At 51.6% G+C, this 17,305-nt stretch carries 15 protein-coding genes; 6 read left to right on the forward strand and 9 right to left on the reverse strand.

Translation table 11 applies throughout. The features are described 5' to 3' along the window. Positions 1-31: 31 nt before the first annotated feature. From BDT_RS12095 to BDT_RS12105, 3 genes are read right to left on the reverse strand one after another with little or no spacing between them, the layout of a single operon-like run. Positions 32-979 carry a DNA-processing protein DprA gene (locus tag BDT_RS12095; RefSeq protein WP_015091531.1) on the reverse strand — a complete coding sequence of 316 codons (948 nt, stop codon included), beginning with the start codon at positions 977-979 and terminating at the stop codon, positions 32-34. Positions 980-1,023: 44 nt separating this feature from the next. Next, positions 1,024-2,661 carry a LysM peptidoglycan-binding domain-containing protein gene (locus BDT_RS12100; protein ID WP_235046108.1) on the reverse strand — a complete coding sequence of 546 codons (1,638 nt, stop codon included), beginning with the start codon at positions 2,659-2,661 and terminating at the stop codon, positions 1,024-1,026. 27 nt (positions 2,662-2,688) lie between these two features. Next, positions 2,689-3,216 (reverse strand): tetratricopeptide repeat protein, encoded by a 528-nt coding sequence (locus BDT_RS12105; protein WP_015091533.1) that lies wholly within the window; start codon positions 3,214-3,216, stop codon positions 2,689-2,691. 315 nt (positions 3,217-3,531) lie between these two features. On the opposite strand from BDT_RS12105, the gene BDT_RS12110 reads away from it, so the two are divergent. From BDT_RS12110 to BDT_RS12125, 4 genes are all read left to right on the forward strand, one after another. After that, on the forward strand, positions 3,532-4,434 hold the full coding sequence (locus tag BDT_RS12110; RefSeq protein WP_015091534.1) for a ComEC/Rec2 family competence protein: 903 nt from the start codon (positions 3,532-3,534) through the stop codon (positions 4,432-4,434). Beyond that, complete coding sequence (locus BDT_RS12115; RefSeq protein WP_148278821.1) at positions 4,431-5,171, forward strand: ComEC/Rec2 family competence protein; 741 nt, start codon at positions 4,431-4,433, stop codon at positions 5,169-5,171. Before BDT_RS12110 ends, BDT_RS12115 begins: the two co-directional genes overlap by 4 nt. Before the next feature lie 111 nt (positions 5,172-5,282). Then, positions 5,283-8,474: a G8 domain-containing protein gene (locus tag BDT_RS12120; protein ID WP_015091536.1), complete on the forward strand. Its 3,192-nt coding sequence runs from the start codon at positions 5,283-5,285 to the stop codon at positions 8,472-8,474. A gap of 25 nt (positions 8,475-8,499) precedes the next feature. Beyond that, complete coding sequence (locus BDT_RS12125) at positions 8,500-9,489, forward strand: SCO family protein (protein WP_015091537.1); 990 nt, start codon at positions 8,500-8,502, stop codon at positions 9,487-9,489. Between the two features lie 17 nt (positions 9,490-9,506). On the opposite strand, the gene BDT_RS12130 is transcribed toward BDT_RS12125, so the two are convergent. From BDT_RS12130 to BDT_RS12140, 3 genes are all read right to left on the reverse strand, one after another. Beyond that, on the reverse strand, positions 9,507-9,779 hold the full coding sequence (locus BDT_RS12130; RefSeq protein ID WP_015091538.1) for a hypothetical protein: 273 nt from the start codon (positions 9,777-9,779) through the stop codon (positions 9,507-9,509). A gap of 178 nt (positions 9,780-9,957) precedes the next feature. Continuing rightward, entirely contained in the window at positions 9,958-11,064 is a 1,107-nt protein-coding gene (ald, locus tag BDT_RS12135) for an alanine dehydrogenase (protein WP_015091539.1), read from the reverse strand. 163 nt (positions 11,065-11,227) lie between these two features. After that, positions 11,228-12,019 (reverse strand): nitrilase-related carbon-nitrogen hydrolase, encoded by a 792-nt coding sequence (locus BDT_RS12140; RefSeq protein ID WP_015091540.1) that lies wholly within the window; start codon positions 12,017-12,019, stop codon positions 11,228-11,230. A 176-nt stretch (positions 12,020-12,195) separates the two neighbouring features. On the opposite strand from BDT_RS12140, the gene BDT_RS12145 reads away from it, so the two are divergent. Beyond that, on the forward strand, positions 12,196-13,848 hold the full coding sequence (locus BDT_RS12145; RefSeq protein ID WP_041577773.1) for a hypothetical protein: 1,653 nt from the start codon (positions 12,196-12,198) through the stop codon (positions 13,846-13,848). Positions 13,849-14,127: 279 nt separating this feature from the next. Beyond that, on the forward strand, positions 14,128-14,382 hold the full coding sequence (locus BDT_RS12150; protein ID WP_015091542.1) for a hypothetical protein: 255 nt from the start codon (positions 14,128-14,130) through the stop codon (positions 14,380-14,382). Positions 14,383-14,432: 50 nt separating this feature from the next. Here BDT_RS12150 and BDT_RS12155 read toward each other — a convergent pair whose 3' ends face one another. The 3 genes from BDT_RS12155 to BDT_RS12165 form a co-directional block, all read right to left on the reverse strand. Further along, positions 14,433-15,158 (reverse strand): hypothetical protein, encoded by a 726-nt coding sequence (locus BDT_RS12155; RefSeq protein WP_235046109.1) that lies wholly within the window; start codon positions 15,156-15,158, stop codon positions 14,433-14,435. 89 nt (positions 15,159-15,247) lie between these two features. Continuing rightward, positions 15,248-16,156, reverse strand: coding sequence for a UDP-3-O-acyl-N-acetylglucosamine deacetylase (lpxC, locus tag BDT_RS12160; protein ID WP_015091544.1), 909 nt, complete (start codon positions 16,154-16,156; stop codon positions 15,248-15,250). Between the two features lie 21 nt (positions 16,157-16,177). Next, positions 16,178-17,182, reverse strand: a complete 1,005-nt coding sequence (locus BDT_RS12165) for an asparaginase (RefSeq protein ID WP_015091545.1) — start codon at positions 17,180-17,182, stop codon at positions 16,178-16,180. Between the last annotated feature and the right edge of the window lie 123 nt (positions 17,183-17,305).

Raw genomic sequence — 17,305 nt, forward strand, 5'->3', positions numbered from 1 at the left:
TCCCAAGCATTTTGGCCACTTAGCACATCCACTACAGGTAGTGTTGCAGCTCAAGTGTCTTACCTACCCCTGCTGGTGTTCTTTGTTCACCAGCATTTTCTGAATGGAAAAACATGAGCAAGTCTTGAGCATCACGAACCGCCTGTGCACCGTCCATCAACAAATCCAAAGCGCCTTGAAAATGCGGATCCAACGGATGCCCCGGAACCACCCACACAGGCCTTCCGATCTGTGCTGCTTGATGTGCGGTGATCAGCGTTCCGCTGCGACGACGAGCTTCCACCAATAAACTTGCGCGTCCCAAAGCGGCGATCAATCGGTTGCGATGATGGAACAGATGTTTGTGCATCTTTTGGTGATGATCATACTCACTTAAAAAACATCCACCCTGTTCAATCACAAGCCCCATCCACTCTTTCAAGTTCGCCGGATAGACTTCACCCAGCCCCGAGGGTAACACCACCACGGTGGGACAGAATTTGCGCAAAGCCACGCTGTGAGCCTTTTGATCCACCCCGCGCGCACCACCGCTGACAATGCAGGGCTTTTCATGCTCACAGAAATGACCCAGCTCTTTTTCCATCCATAACAATGAATCCGCCGCTGGCTCCCGACTGCCCACGACGGAAAGAGTTTTGGCATTGAGCCAAGCCGGCGAACCGCGATAACTCAGGGTCAACGGCGGGTCCGCCATCTGATAGCAAAGTTCCGGATACAAGGCCTCGCCATAAACGACAAAATTCACCCCCTGCAGTTTCAGCTGCAGACTTTCTTCGCAGTGTTTTTTGAACAGCTCATGGTTTTTCGACAAAGCCTCGGCCAGATCCGGCCACCGGGGGCGAAGTTCGACCAGCACCTGATCGGCGGCAAGCCTCCCAGCGCGGGCAAGCTCGCGATAAAGGGCATGAATACCGTCACGGTCGACGGCGTAAAGCGGATGACTTTTTATTATTTGCGAAATCGAGTAAAGATCGTTCATAAGAAAAAAGGCCCTGCAATTTGCAGAGCCTTCTTAAAAGAGTCTTAAAAATCAAGATCGGAATCATCCAGTCCGCCATCCGGCGCCGGAGTGTCTGCCGGGGTGCTCGGAGCGTTGTCAAATTCCTTTTCAAAGTCCTCGTCCGCTGCGGCGGGGGCTTCCACCACCGGAGCCTCGCGCATCGCCTGAACCACCGGTTTACCGACATAGTCGCCAACCAGGATGTTGTCCGAAGCTTTGATCACGTAGGCCGTCGCGAAGTTTGGCGATACACGCACAATTTTCACTGATCCCACCACGCGGTCGTTCATCACGGCTTCATTTTTCTTGTTACGAACGCGCTCGTCCGCAAACACCGCCAGCGTCTGACCTTCCTGCAACCCGGAAGCAGAACCGCCATCCAGGAACACCAACGTGCTATTGCCGAAGATATTACGTTTTTTGTCGAACTGCCCACCCATGATTTTTGCGCCCACACCAGACACCATGCCTGACGGAGACGGATCGATCATCGGCAGTTTTCCCGGAGTCAGGATCGCCCCCACGTCCACCGGCTGAATGGATTTTTTCACAATCGCGCGATAGATGTTTTGCTGATCGTTCACTTTTTCCAGAACTTCGATTTCACCCTGCAGTTCCACCATCTGTCCCTGACGGTCTTTCACCAGAGGATCTTTCACCATGGTCAGATTCTTCTGAGCCACGAAATCCTTGCCGCCATTGCTGTCCAGACGAACATAAATGTACTGGAATTCACCGGCCGTTTTCATGTCCATTTCAGTTGCGGTCACACGACCCACACCCTGAACCGGCGCATCCGCCAGATAGTATTCCAAAAACTCGGGCGCTGTCGGGAACTGGGTTTTCGGCAATTCGATCTGCAATTCCAACTTAGGATCGTTCATCGCACCCATGCGATAAGAAGGCAGACTGTTCGGCAGAGTCTTCAGCAGCGGTGCGCGCTTTTTTCCGCGCGGCAAAGCCACGGTGTCCGTCTTGGCGCCAGCCTCAGGCTTCACGTCCGTCACCACTGTGCCGTCCGCTTTCCCCGCGGTATCAGCCGCTGCCAGATCCAAAGTCGGCGCTTCATCGGCCGTACCCGGGAAGAACTGAATGTTCATCTTCGGGTCAATTTCGTGCGGATTGTGAACCGCACCGTTATTCAAAGACCAAATTTTCGGCCAGAAATTCGGATCGCCGAAGAACGTTGTCGAGATCCCCCACAACGTGTCCCCTTTTTGCACCTGATAGATTTCCGCTTCGCGGTTGCCTACGGCTTTTTCCCACAGCTCTACAGAGGTGGGCTGTTCATTGTAGCTTTTGTAAATGCGGTGGAATTCAGCCTCGCGGGAATAATCCGGTTCCGACCCCACGACGCCCGTTGCCGGTGCCGGGCTGAATGTTTCAACCGTCTGAGTTTCCTGAGTGGGCGCTGAAGGAGCAATGTCTTCCATCGTCGGTTCAGGGCTTGCCACTTCCGGAGCCGGAGGCGGCGGCACATCTGCGCCGGAATCATCAACGTCTTTGAACTCTGGCACGCTGGGTTCAACCACTTCCTGCTGTTGGCTTTCCAGCACGTCCAATGGATCCGACTCCCAGGTCGCATCCGGTGGGTTGTCTTGCGCCTGCGCCAGCAGTGCCGTCAGGATCAGGGCCATCATTACGGAGAACTTCTTGTTCATCACTCTTTGCATCCTTGCCGTGATTTTTTATTTCAGAATTTTCAACTCAGCATCTGCGCGGAACGATTCCGGGCTGCCCGGGTAACGGGAGCGGACGTCCAGCAGGGCTTTGCGTGAAAACTCGGGCAGATTCATTTTTTTGTAGGTCATGGCTTTGGCAAACTTGGCTGCAGCCACTTTGTTGCTGCGAGGATATTGCTTTTCAATTTGCGCAAAGTACTTGATCGCTTCAGCGTAATTGCCGTTATCCACGGCCATACGGCCCGCGACAAACAATGCATTGTCGGCGTAAGAGCTTTGCGGATAGCGGGACAGAAGGCTTTGCAAGCGGCTCTTAAAGGCGATTTCATCATTGTTCTGATAGGCGCTTACCATTTCAGCATAAAGGCCGATGTCACTTTCTTTCGAAAGGTCTTTCCCCGTCAGCTCCACAAGCAGAGCTTCTTGGCTCAGGTCACGAGAAGAGCTCTTTGCTCCACTGGTTGCAGGTTTGGCGAACGAGGCCAAAGGCAGGCTTAAAAGGACCGTTGCTGCTAATAGTCTAAGTTGCTTCATCTATCGACACCTCTTGATCTTTTACTAGTATGACACGCCTTGAGAAGTGCAAACAAGCAGGAGTTATCCACATAAAATGTTGAGTTATTGTAATGCTAGACCTTAGACCTATTTGTTTTCAAGGCTTTCAGCGATTTGCACGGATCTTAAGCAGCATGTAAACTACCGATATTACTAGAATTTATAGCATTAATGCCCTGTAATTATGCTCTGAAATTTCAGATCTTAAAATCCGTCCCCCGAAGACGCGCGGACCCAATAACAGACTATTTTAGAAATCCACTGCGTTATGAAAATTGCTAAGTGCTTAGAACCATGATCATTCTTCTAAGCCTTGCCCTTTGCTTAAGCATCGCCGCTCCAGACGGTTTGCTGATAAACACAACACATCTGTCACAGAATTTTCAGAAAAAGTGTGTTCACTTTCTGCCAAAGAATTCACTAGAACAGCAGTCTTTAGCATCTCTTCTTTGTGGTGAAAAAATCACAGACACTGATTTGCAGAAAAATCTGCAACGCACATCACTGATTCACATCTTTGTTATTTCAGGATCTCACCTGATTTTGCTTGATGAACTCTTAAGCATCTTAAGAATTCCACTCTTTGTAAGAATCCTTTTTCTGGGCTTCTATTCGCTGGTCGTAGGCTGGCAACCGCCGGCGGTGCGGGCGCTGATCGCGCTCGGAACACGTCACGGTTTCAAACATTTTCGGCTGCATCTGCCACCGGATTTGATGGTGCTGGTGGCAGGAATGGTGACGCTGACCCTGTTCCCGGCGTGGTGGGATTCCCTGTCCCTGCTGATGAGCTGGTGCGCGGCCCTGGCGCTGTGCTGGGGTTCTTTGCTGCGGGTGAAGGCAACCCTGCCCCGCCTGCTGCTGTCCCAGATCGGCATCTTTGTCTTTATGAGCGCCCCGCTGTGGGGCTTGGGAAGCCTGCACCCATTGAGTCTGATTTACAACCTGCTGCTGGCCCCGGTGGTGAGCTATATTTTACTGCCACTGGCGTTCTTCGTGACCCTGCTGCCCTCAGGGGTTTTCATCTTTGACGGCGTGATGGAGTTTTTCCGGCAGGCGCTGACAGCACTTTCTGAACCCATCGTTTTGCACAAAACCCGCCCACCTTCCGTGGCGCAACTGTGGCTGTGGATTTGTTTCTGGCAGGTGGTCATGCACTTTTTAAGACTGCATCTATGGCAGGGGCGGGATTCACGATGAATCTGTTTTTCTTTTTACTGATCACGCTCAGTACTTCACAAATTAAACACATTCTTCCCGGCCACTATTTTGTGATCTGGAATGTCGGTCAGGGCCAATGGGTCAGCGAAGTGTCCCCGCTGCGCTGTCGGCATTTTGATATGGGTGGAGAATTCTTTCCGTGGGCACGCCTGCGCTTTGCCTGTGCGGAAAAAGAAAATCAGGTGTTTTTATCCCACTGGGACTGGGATCATATCGGGGCTTTGTCGAAAGACTTTCAAATCCGGCCATTTCGCTTCTGTCTGGCATTGCCTCCATTGGGAAAATCCTCGCGCTACAAAATGCGCCTGGTGAAGGCGCTGCCACTGTGTCTGCAAAAAGATCTGCCGGTCTGGACACCCGCCTTAAACAAAGACAGCAATGCCGAAAGCCACGTGCTGCGCGCTGGCCCGGTGCTGTTACCCGGAGATTCCCCTAAATCCCAAGAGCTTTTATGGCGCCAGCAAAGCTTCGTGCGCACATCCACAGTGCTGGTGTTGGGTCACCATGGCAGTAAAACCAGCACCTCCACGGAACTACTGACGTCACTGCCGCACCTGCGACAAGCCGTCACCTCGGCGCGCTGGTCGCGCTACAAACATCCTCACCCTTCGGTCGTGCAACGACTGCAAGTGTCTCGCGTTCCCCTGCTGCGCACTGAGGACTGGGGGCACATCTGGATTGAAGGGAACACTTGGGACCACAAAAGTCCCCTGTGAAACTTTTAATCAACCTTTTCAACTTCGACAACTTTCTCCAGCAGGCCGCCCGCCAATTTCGCAATACCAAGAACGGCGTTTGCAGGTCCTTTTCCCTGGGGGACGATTCAAATGAAAATTTTCAAGACAAGCCTGATACTGACGACCTTAAGCGTTTCATCTGCGGCAGCTGATGTAACGGGCTATATTGATACAGTGAAGGAACTTGAAGACGGAACCGTGTCCATCCGTGGCTGGGCCTGCGATAGTGCGGTGAGTTCCACCATCAATGTGCATTTGTACGCCGGCGCACCGGCTGGCAATAAAGACACCCAGTTTGTCACCTCCACGGCTGCAAATCTTGCTTCCGAATCGCAGGTCAGCAGTGCCTGCCAGACCCAAAAAGTTTCTCATCGCTTTGAAGCACGCCTGCCCCGCGCCACCGCCTTGAAATATTCCTCTCAGCCTTTGTATGCCTATGGCATTTCACTTTCCAAAAAAGCCAATCTGCAACTGGCACAATCTGGAAAGCACAGCATTCCCAGCCGCCGCGAAATCGCTGGCCAGATTGACTCCGTTCAGGAACGCACGTCTGACGGTGCGGTGGTGATCCGAGGCTGGGCGTGCGATCGCTTCAACGATAAAAGCATTTCCGTGCACCTTTACGCCAATGCCGCGGCCGGTGGGGCTTCCGCCATTTTTGTGAAGTCTGCCCTAACAGGCAAATCTTCAGAATCCGCGATCAAAACCATTTGCGGCACAAAAGCCTCTGGCCACCGCTTTGAATCCGTGATCCCAAAAGGGGTGGCGTTGCGCTTTGCCGGAAGCCCCGTATTTGCTCACGGCATTTCCACTTCCGGCGGCGCCAACAGCCTGATCGGAAATGCCGGGCGTTTTTCCATCCCGAACTACCCTGCCGATCAAAAGCTGTCGCAGCTGATGCTGAACGCCGATGGCAGTTCAATCAGTGGTGATTTTGTGATTCCCGCCGGCTTTCGCGTGGAAATGGACCGCAATATCAACGTCAGAAATCTGACCATTCAGGGCCGCTTATTCTGCCCGGCAAAGGGTCATTTCACCCTGAAGGCCTCCTCCCTGCATGTGCATGGATCAGAGGCATTACTTCAGTGCGGAACCAGCATGACGCCGTTTCAAGGACAACTGAAAATCGCCATCAAAGGTGGCGTGTTTCTCAAGGACAACTGCGACGGCGCTTTGGTCCCGTGCAGTGATCGCAACATCATGGCCATGAAAGGCGGGACCATCCGTCTGATTGGCAACAAGGCAAATTCCAAATGGCTGAAACTAAATAAAACAGCCGAACCCGGTTCTGCGGAAATAGTTCTGACCGAAGCCGTGCAATGGAAAGCAGGCGACCGCATTGCCATCGCCCCCACGGCCTACCGCTATCTGGAAGCTGAAGAAGCCGTGATCAAATCCGTACAAGGCACACGCGTGATTTTGACGGCTCCGCTGAAGTATCGCCACAACGGGCAAAGTCACAGCTATAAAACCCCCACCAAAACCTGGGTTGTGGATGAACGCGCCGAAGTCGCCAACCTCACCCGCAATATTCATATCACTTCTGATGGCAACACCGAGGCCATGAACTTCAAGGGCGCACATCTGATGATCATGCCCTCTTCCTATGGTTACATCGACGGAGTGGAATTTTCCCATATGGGCCGCATGGGTGAAATGGCCCGCTATCCTTTCCACTGGCACCGCGTCGGGGATGCTGCCGGTCAGTACATCAAAAACTCCAGCATTCACCATTCTTTCCAGCGCTGTATTACGGTGCATGCCACCAACAATGCGCTGGTTGAAAATAACGTGTGCTATGATCACTACGGGCATGGCTTCTTCCTGGAAGACGGCAATGAAGTTGGCAACACCTTTGCCAAAAACCTGGGCATCCTGTCCCGCCGCCCACTGCCAGATCGCCATATCCTTCAATCAGATATTGATGTCAGCAGCCCCGGCCGCTTCCCAGGACCTGCGACTTTCTGGGTGTCCAATCCCAACAATATCTTTAAAGACAACGTGGCAGCCGGCTCCCAGGGCACAGGCTATTGGATGAGCTTTGCGCGCGGTGTTTCCTGCGAAAAATTCAACTGTTCCTTCCCGGACAGCCGCAAACCTGCCAATGTCTTCCCCCGCCTGGAAGTCACCCGTCAGTTTGATAACAATACCGCCCGCACCACCACCGTGGGCTTCACTTGGGATGGAGTGGCCGATGGGGCTCTGACAGAAAACCCCCGCAATCCTCACGATCGAAAAATCGTGACGGTTCACTATGCTCCCGCAAAAACTCCGACCATTCGCAATATGAAGGCTTTCAAAAGTGTGGAAGCCGCAATGTACACCCGCGCTCAGACCATGAACTTCGTCAATGCCCTGTTTGCCGATAACCGCTCTAATATCTGGGCAGCCTACAATCTGGTTATGCGTGACAGTGCCGTGATTGCAATCAGCGGCAATCACCAGCCCGCTGAGTTTAAGGACAATTCCCACTTCACAGGTGCGCGCATCTATGACGGTCCGATGGATCTTAGCGGCATTGATTTCATCAACTTCAATGACGTGTCATATGGAAGCACCGTCATCAAACCCACTCCCTTTCGTTCAGTGGGCGCCTCAGAACGTTTTGCCAATGTCGCGCAAAAGCTGCGCTTCTTCCCCGAGCCATCAAGGAAAATCGTCTTTGATGCAGTCAGTGGTCCCACATCATTGGGCGGCACTGAATCTGCCAGCATCCGCGACTTGGATGGCAGTCTGACCGGCACACCCCAAAGCCTGCTGGTGCCAACTCATGCCTTTAACAATGCTCCGGGATGTGCTGCTCCAACTGACGAAAGTGTTCGTGCCATGCTTTGCAACTACGAAGTCGGCAGTCTGTATTTGTTTAATCCCAATAAAGCCACAACTGCGTTTGGCACCTCACGCAGTGATGGCGTAAAGCTGACCACCAACAACTTCATGAACAAAGTGAATCTGATCTATGGTGGTAAATATGAATACAACATCCACTATAATGAAGAACTGGATCTGGAGCGGATCACCGTAGTCTTTAAAACCGCGAATCAAGGAGCCCTCAGTCCTGTTGTTGCCATCCGCGATCTGCCAGGCCGCCATTGCAAGATGTCGCAAGGTCGCTCCGTGGCGTCCTTATCCGAACTGAGAAACGCACAGGACAGCGCCTATTACAGCGCCCCAGATGTGCTCTACATCAAAAACAAAGCCACGGGTAAGGCCGGCTATGTCACGGGTACCTCTAACGCCCAGATCGGCCAGGGCGTGATGGGAAAAATTCTTTGCCAATAAGCCGGCAAAGAATTGAAAATAAGATATGAAAAAAATCCTCCTGTCAGTTCTGGTTTTGGTTCCAGTGGTGTTTTTTCTGTGGAACAAGCACGCATCGAAAACCGGCCTGAACCCCAAAGCCGTAGAATTCAAAATGCCCACCGGAGGTGATTTTCAAATCCCCTCCACTCTAGGGCTCTTTAATTCTTCGGATAAAAAAGGCAAAGTGCTGTTTGTCTTTTTTGGTTTCGCCCTCTGCCCGCATATCTGCCCGATGACGCTGACAAATCTGGACCGCATGATCCAAAGTCTGCCGGCCGACAATCAGAACAAAGTCGAGGTCCTTTTCATCTCAATTGATCCCGAGCGTGACACGCTGGAATCCCTGCAAAAACATTTAAATAATTTTAAATCCCCGATGGTTGCCGCCACGGATACCCACGAAAACCTGAAAGCCATCACGGCTCTTTTTGGCGCACGCTATTCACGCATACGAACCGGCAGTTCTTTCTTTGTGGATCATACCAGTCAGGTTTTTGTGATCAACAGTCGTGGCGAATGGGTCGAGACTCTGGATTACAATGTCCCGGCTGAAGAATATCGTCAGGCCCTGGAGACCGCGGATGACAAAAAACCTCTGGCTGAACGACAAATCTCTTTGAAAAACGTCAGCCTGCTAGGGGAAAATTTGAATTGCGATCTGGCCTCGCAAACCTTCTGCGAAATCAGCACTATTCAGAACACCTATCGCATCGAGATGACACCTCAACCGGTGCAGGAAGCACAGCCCACCACGGTCACCGTCCATATCAAAAACTCTATATCAACACCCCTGCTGCTAGATTTTGAAGGCGTTGAGCAGGACATGGGCTTTATCCGTCCGGTACTGACCGGATCCGGCAACACCTATCAGACCTCTTTTGAGCTGCCTGTTTGTGAACTCAGCGAGATGCAGTGGCGCGTGCGTCTGGTACTTGAAAGTCAGAACAGGGAAAGAGCTGCCCTTCAGTTCTATATGAAAACCAAAAGGCAGTAACTTGGCACCAGCAACGGTTAATTCCCGTCCCCGCGATCGTCGCCGATCTTTTTACAGATGACTCCGCATTTATTGAAAACATTCTTCGCGCGGTCCCAGCAGTACTTGTTGATTGGCGCGGTCCCCCGGGGGCAGGAAATGCGACTGCCACCCGAGATAGGCTCAACCACAAAGTCCTCTTGAAATTCCTGAATCAGCTGCACCTCGTGCAGGGCCTGATCATCAGCTTGTTCGTCCGCAAAGGCAGACAGACTGATAGCCACTGTAAATAAAAGAATCCATTTGATCATTGGTCCATCCTCCATGGGGCTTAATGCCCGATGAAGAATCTTAGAAATGCTTTTACTGGAATAACCACGGGAAACTTTCAGAGCTGCTACAATGCACAGGCACTGCGCCCTTTCCGGAAAACAAAAAAACCCGCATCCTTGCGAGATGCGGGTTTTAAAATTTCAGAATTTTTAAACCTTAGATTTTGTAAGGTTTGTACTCCATGTGAAGGTCTTTTGCTACGGGCTCGTAAACAACGTGGCCACCGTAGGTGTTCAGACCTTTCAACAATGCAGGGGATTTCGCAACTGCATCTTCCACACCCATAGCCGCGATCATGGAACCGTAGCGCAGAGTTACGTTCGTCAATGCGTAAGTGGATGTTCTAGGAACAACGCCTGGCATGTTTGGAACGCAATAGTGGATCACACCGTCAACTTCGTAAGTTGGGTTGGTGTGGGAAGTTGGGCGGCAAGTCTCGATACAACCACCCTGGTCAACTGCAACGTCAACAACAACAGAGCCTTTGGACATGGAAGAAACCATCTCTTTAGACACCAAAGTCGGAGCTTTGTGACCAGTGATCAGAACGCCACCAACTACCAGATCAGATTCTTTTACGGAATCTTCGATGTTTTTCGCGTTAGAGAACAAAGTCATGCAACGGCCCTGGAAGATATCATCAAGATATTCCAAACGAGCTGTGTTCACATCAAGGATAGTTACGGAAGCGCCCAAACCTACAGCCATTTTCGCTGCGTTGGTACCAACAACACCACCACCGATGATAGTGACTTTTGCTGGTTTAACACCCGTTACGCCACCCATCAGGATGCCTTTTCCACCGTGGTCTTTTTGCAGGTAGAAAGCACCGATCTGAGTCGCCATACGACCGGCAACTTCAGACATTGGAGTCAACAATGGCAAAGAGCCGTTGTCCAACTGGATAGTTTCGTAAGCGATCGCTTTCACTTTGCGTTCACAAAGAACTTTCGTCAGCTTCGCTTCTGCAGCCAAGTGAAGGTAAGTGTAAAGGATCTGATTTTCTCTCATCAGTTCGTATTCGTCTGGAAGAGGTTCTTTTACTTTTTGGATCATGTCCGCTTTTGCGTACACTTCTTTTTTGGTGTCGATGATTTTCGCACCAGCTTTTTCGTACTGCTCGTTAGAGATACCAGAGCCAACGCCCGCATCTTTTTCAACGATCACAGTGTGGCCTTCGCTCACATACTGACGCACGCCCGCTTCGGTCAAACCAACGCGGTTCTCAGAAATCTTAATCTCCTTAGGAACACCGATAATCATGATTTACTCCTGTTATTCCGGTTTTGAAACTCCGCAACTATGCCAGATCGGTAATAAAAAGCAAGCGACCCCAAGAAAGGTGCCTGGTTGTTTTTTCTGGCGCATATGCATCAAACCAGACACCCATGATGCATTGTAGCCAGAAAAAACAACCAGGCACCCTTTAGGGGTGGTTTATTTCGCTATAGAGCCAGCCGGGTTCGTTCAAGGTGCCTTTGGCTTGGATGCCGTCTTCAGGGTGGCCTTCTTCCAACGGGCTGTAGATGGCGGCGTATCCGGTGTTTTCGGTGACGGTGGCGGTCCATGGGGCTTTCCCCAGAAGCTGGCTGACGATCACGAAGGCGTTATTTTCCATGGCGCGGGCTCTGGCACCCAGATGCACGCGGTTGCAGTCGATGGGGCTTTCGCTGCGGCTTGGGGCCAGAAGAATTTTGGCGCCCTCAGCAGCCATTGAGGCCGCCGGGCCCGGATATTCGACATCGGTGCTCATGCAAACAGCCATGTCGCCAAGACGGGTTTCAAAAACATTGAAGGCATTGCCACCGCTGACGATCCCCCACAGCTCTTCTTCAAGTTTGGTGACGTTCTTTTTGTCCTGTACACCCACCCCGCCGCTGGGTCCGACAAAGTAACTGCGGTTGACGAAGGCCTCTTGTTCGTTTTTGACCGGGATGGACGGAGCCACTATCGCGCACTGGTATTTTTTGGCCAGCTCTTGATAGGTCTCAAGGAATTTGTCTTTCATTTTATCCAGCTCACGAACCTGCGCCTTGGGATCCTGCTGAGTGGTTTCCTTCATCAAAGACACTAATTCCATAGAGCCGTATTCGGGGAACACCAGCAGGGTTGCTTTATTTTCAACCGCTTCGCGCACCCAGGATTCCACCGAATGCTGCCAGCCCTCAAAGCTGGAATGCTTTTGCAACAGGTACTGAGCGGCAGCGACACGAATCATGGGGTACTCCTTAAGGGTGAGAAACCTAATCCTTCCCATATAAATTCCAAAAAAACACGCTATTTCCCGCCGTTTTTTGTCCGGTTTTCCCGGGGATCCGGAAGTTTCTACTGTACAAAATTCTGACAGGGGCGGATTTCCCGGACATCGAGTATTCTCCCCGCTCGGAGAATAATATGAAATTAGCAGTACGTGTTTCCGCTATATTACTGTTGTCCCTGAGCGCCCAGGCACAAAGCAAAGATGCCGCCACCCAGTGGCGTGTGACTCAGCCTGCGTGGACTGAATATCACGAAGAACAGTTCGGTCAGTTCGTGGCCCGTCTTGGCGACGCCGTTGAAAAACGCCAGTGCGGCAAGGTCAACACCTGTATGCTCAGCACGGCCAACATGTACTATGGCACCGACCCGTCGGGTTTGAAGTACTATTCTGATTGCGCGGATCTTCCGTATTATCTGCGTGGCTATTTCGCCTGGAAAAACGGTTTGCCGTTCTCTGTAACGGCAGAGGTTAAACCAAGTCCGCTGAACACCGACAAGGTGAAGGACGTTCGTTATTCCTCCCAAGGCAACATGGTCACCAAACGTTATGATGTCCTGACTAAAAACGGGATTTTCAAAAACACTTATCCAAATGCTTTGGAAATCCTGAATGACGTGGTTCCGGGCCTGACTTATTCCGCGACCCTGCGCATGTCCGGCAGCGAAGACGCGGAACTTTACACGGATTTCTATCCGGTGAAAATTGACCGCCAGGGCATCCGTCCCGGCACCGTGATCTATGATCCAAACGGCCACGTGGCTGTTGTCTATAAAGTCACTGATGACGGCCGTGTGTTCTATATCGATGCTCACCCGGACAATTCTTTGACGATGGGTATGTTCACGCCGAAGTTTGTGCGTTCAAACCCAAATCAGGGTGCGGGCTTTAAAAAATTCCGTCCTTTGTCGCTGGTTGATGCAAAACAGGATTCTTCGGGCGCTTATGCTGGTGGCAAAATCGTGGCAGCAAACAACTATCAACTGCGTGACTACAGCCTGGAGCAGTTCTATGGAACTCAACCGGACAGTGCCGGCTGGAGCAAAGGAAAGTTCCTGTTCCGCGGTCAGCAAGTCACTTATTACGATTATATCCGCCTAAGCCTGACAGAAGGTGAAGCCCACATCGACCCATTGAAAGACATGGCGCAACTGACTGATGATATTTGCGTCAGCCTTAAAGACCGTGTCGCAGCCGTCGATGCAGCAAGAACTTCAGGTGTGGCGGCGAAACCTCACCCAGAACGTCTGCCGGTGAATATCTTCGGTACCGAAGGCGAGTGGGAAAACTATGCGACCCCTTCCCGTGATGCCCGTTTGAAAGTGGCGTACATGGATCTGGTGACGTCGACACGCGCGAACATTGAAAAGTACAAAAAACGTGATCCATCCATCCGCTATAACGGCGGCAACCTGGCTCAGGATCTGTTCAATATCTACGCGCAAAAAGCCCAGGCTTGTCAGTTCTCTTACACCACTACCAGTGGCAAAACTGTGATGATGAATCTGGAAGCTGCAAGACAAAGACTGTTTGCCATGAGCTTTGACCCGTATCACTGTATCGAGCTTCGCTGGGGCGCTCGCATCCCGGCAGAACTTGCATCCTGCCAGGACGACGCGAACAAACGTTCCTGGTATGAGCGCGAACAATGGTTGCGCAACCAGTGGGAACGTCGTTATGACGTCCGCATGGACTACAGCCTGAATGAACTGACCGGTCCCATCCAAGGCGTTGGTATCGCGAATCCACCGGATGTAGATATCGTTGGTTACTTGAAATCCCAGAGATAATTTCCTGGCTCCCGGGCGGGAGCGGGCCCGCACTGGTCTCGCCGGCCTCCTGCCTGCGACTTCGCGACACGCCGTCCGGGCTCTGCTGTGGCCCGCGCTGCGCGCGGGTGCGCGCCATCCGGGCGCCCACAGAGGTCGCTTTCGTCACTGGCATGAGTCCGTCGTGCCCAGCGCAGCCCCACTCCCCCGATGCGATTTACGAATCAACTTGTAGAATAATTAATTTCAAAGATGTAACTGCGGATTTACGCTTTGGCGTATTTGCAGTAAAACGTTTTCATGATTTTGGCTTTAGTGACAGCACTTCAACTTCAATGCGGCATTCAACAGGCCGGCGATCAGTCGCTGAGCTACGGGACTGTCATCTATGTCACCGCAGAAAATTCAGCGCCACAACTGGCTTACTTTGAACTGACCGGCAACGATTTCACCAGCCATCCCTACTGCGAATTCATTCAAGACAAAATGAACTCAAATTCATCCTTCACGATCAAACTCGAAAAGTCCGCCAAAAAAATCCTAGGCCTCAAATAAAAAAGGGCCGGCGATGCCAACCCTTTTTTTATTCATTTTTACTGTTTTAACTAGAAGGTACGACTGGTCGAAGTGCCGCAGCGGTTATAGCCGTTGATCGTGAGCGTTTTTGAGGCCCAGTCAGACGGCCATGCGGGCGTGTTCAGACAATCCACCGATGTACCGCCGAAGCTGCATTCCAGGGAGCCCACACCGGCACCGTTATCAAAGACGATAAGAGCATCAGCTGCGGACTTACTTGGATCGTAAATGAATGTCGGCACATAGCTTCCACGACTGTCACAGATTTCGGTCGCCATGTCGGATGAATAGTGGGAACCATAGGCGGAAGAATCCACGCGAATACCCAAGCCTGTTGTATCGGCGTAGGAGTAATCAGAGATTTTCAAAATATACAGGCGCATGTTCTTGGCCGAGTTGTAAGACGCCTTCACCGTCAACGACACATAGATATAGCCGTCGATTTCAGTGAACAGACCATAATAAGAAGCCAGCGCATAATCATCCCCTGGAACCATCCAGATATAGTCGGCGGCACTTCCCATATAAGAAGGCTTTTGCAGTTTCAGTGTCACAGCCTGACCCGGAACCAGAACCACCGGTGTGCCGGAGTTTGGATAAGTTAAAATGCCGGAACCGTCAGTACTGCTTGTATTGGAATCATCCTTGGAAGCAGAGCCCGAAGAGCTCGGCGCGCAGTTTTGGAAACTAAGGGTACAAACGACAAGGACAGCAAACACAAGGGCACTGCCCCAGATTTTCTTTTGATTCTGCATACATTCCCCCACCAGAAGCACAGTATTGCTACTTTACCATTATACTGATCGGCAAATGTTGAGAAAAAATGGAATCAGTCTGATTCGTCTCAGACTGGGACAGTCCAGCCCGTATAACGGCGAACTTCGTCGGAAATATCCGCACCCAGTTCAACGTGACGATAGCTGGTCGGAGAATCCCAGATCTTGCGCACCAGTTTGTTCATGACATCATGGCCGGCCTTATAAAGAACCACATGGCCCATCAATGGCATTTCCAAAGTAACCAGATCACCCAGCGCATCCAGCAGCTTGTGACGAACGAATTCATCCGCCCAGCGCAAGCCTTCCGGATTCACCACATTTTCGCCATCAAGGACGATGCAGTTATCAAGACTGCCCCCCTTGGCAAGACCGCGGGACTTCAACGCTTCCACATCCTTCATAAAGCCAAACGTGCGGGCATTGGCCACGTCACGGCCAAAGGATTGTTCGTTGATATCCAGATCGATGGTTTGTTTTCCGATGGTGGGATTTGGAAAATCAATGGTCACTGTCAAACGCAGTCCATGATACGGAACCACGTAGGCATGCTTTTCGCCTTCACTGAAATATATCGGCTCAGTGATATAGCAATATTTGCGGGGCTGATCTTGTTCTACGATTCCAACAGCCAGCAAAGCTTCCAGGAAAACTCGGGCGCTGCCGTCTCCGATAGGAATTTCGGGACCGTCCAATTCAATGAACAGATTGTCGATACGCAAGGCTGACAAAGCAGACACGCAGTGCTCGATGGTTGCGACAGAAAAAGCCGCACCGCCAATGGTGGTCTGATGAGATGTCGCCTGCACGTTGCGGGCTGTGACTTTCAAAGAAGGACTGCCAGGCAGATCCGTGCGAATGAAGTAAACCCCCGTGTCAGCCGGAGCCGGGCGGAAGGTCAATGTACAAGGATCGCCGGAATGAATCCCGATCCCCTGAACCACAGTCTTTTTACGAATTGTTTTTTGCAAGAACATCTTGGATTCAATTTAGCCTAACTAAGAGCCCTTCGCAATGCGGATTTGCCCGACAACGTCGCCCCGCCAGTTTGTGACAGGAGACAAGGTGAATTTAGAAAGCGCCTTGAATTCGCTTTCGTTCAATCCCCCCAACTTCAACAAAAGCATGGCTGTCGCGGCCTGAGCAGCCCTTCCCGCTCCGTCCGCGGCTTTCACCGCGAAGGCCACCTTCTTTTCTGGCAGCACACCACAGAAAACACCTTCCGCCCCGCCTTTGATCACGGCGCGACCTTGTGTCTTTTCAATCACAGCTGTGGCGAAATTGTCACTGCCAGAGATATAGAACGGATTAGATCTGACCGCGTGCAAAATACGATCTGCGGCGGCTTTGCGCGCGGACGCTTCCTTCGGATTGATAAACGTCGACATCCCGATGGCCATATTCTGCAACGGAACGGCATACGTCGGAATACCACACCCATCCACCCCATACGGCAGTTTGGAATGATCAATGCGCATTGTTTCGCTCAGAACCTTGCGCAGTCTTTTCTGCGCATTGTGTTCGTACTTTTCATATCCTGTGGGATCTTCGCCCAAGTGCAGACAGGTTGAAATAATCGCAGAATGCTTCCCGGCACAGTTGTTACAAAGCACAGTGGGTTTTTGACTTTTACGAATCATATCGTGAGCACTGGCTTCATCGTAAGGCAGATGCGGCCCGCAGACATATTGAGCCTCTTTTAAACCGGCTTTTTCCAGCCATTGTGAAAGCGCTGCCAGGTGATCTTTTTCCCCGCGATGGGAGGCACAGGCCAAAGCAATGTGCTTATCTTCAAGATTGAATTTTTCTGCCGCGCCCGATTCAATCAACGGCAACGCCTGCAACATCTTGATCGCACTGCGAGGCATGGTCAGATACTGAGGATGCCCCCAGTACTGCACAAGGTTGCCGGCCTCATTCACGACAACGGCCATCACCTGATGCTGACTTTCCACCACGGGACCGCGCAACACCTCAATGATCAACGGCTGTTTTGATGCCATATACGCTCTCCAAAAGAATTAATGCCAGGATTCTCATATCAAAACGATTCCGAAAGATTGTCCCGCAGAACATCGCCCGAACATCGCAGGCGAACCGCTGATCAGTCTAGCAGGATGCAGGGG

Source organism: Bdellovibrio bacteriovorus str. Tiberius (assembly GCF_000317895.1).
GTDB classification, from domain to species: Bacteria; Bdellovibrionota; Bdellovibrionia; order Bdellovibrionales; family Bdellovibrionaceae; genus Bdellovibrio; species Bdellovibrio bacteriovorus_F.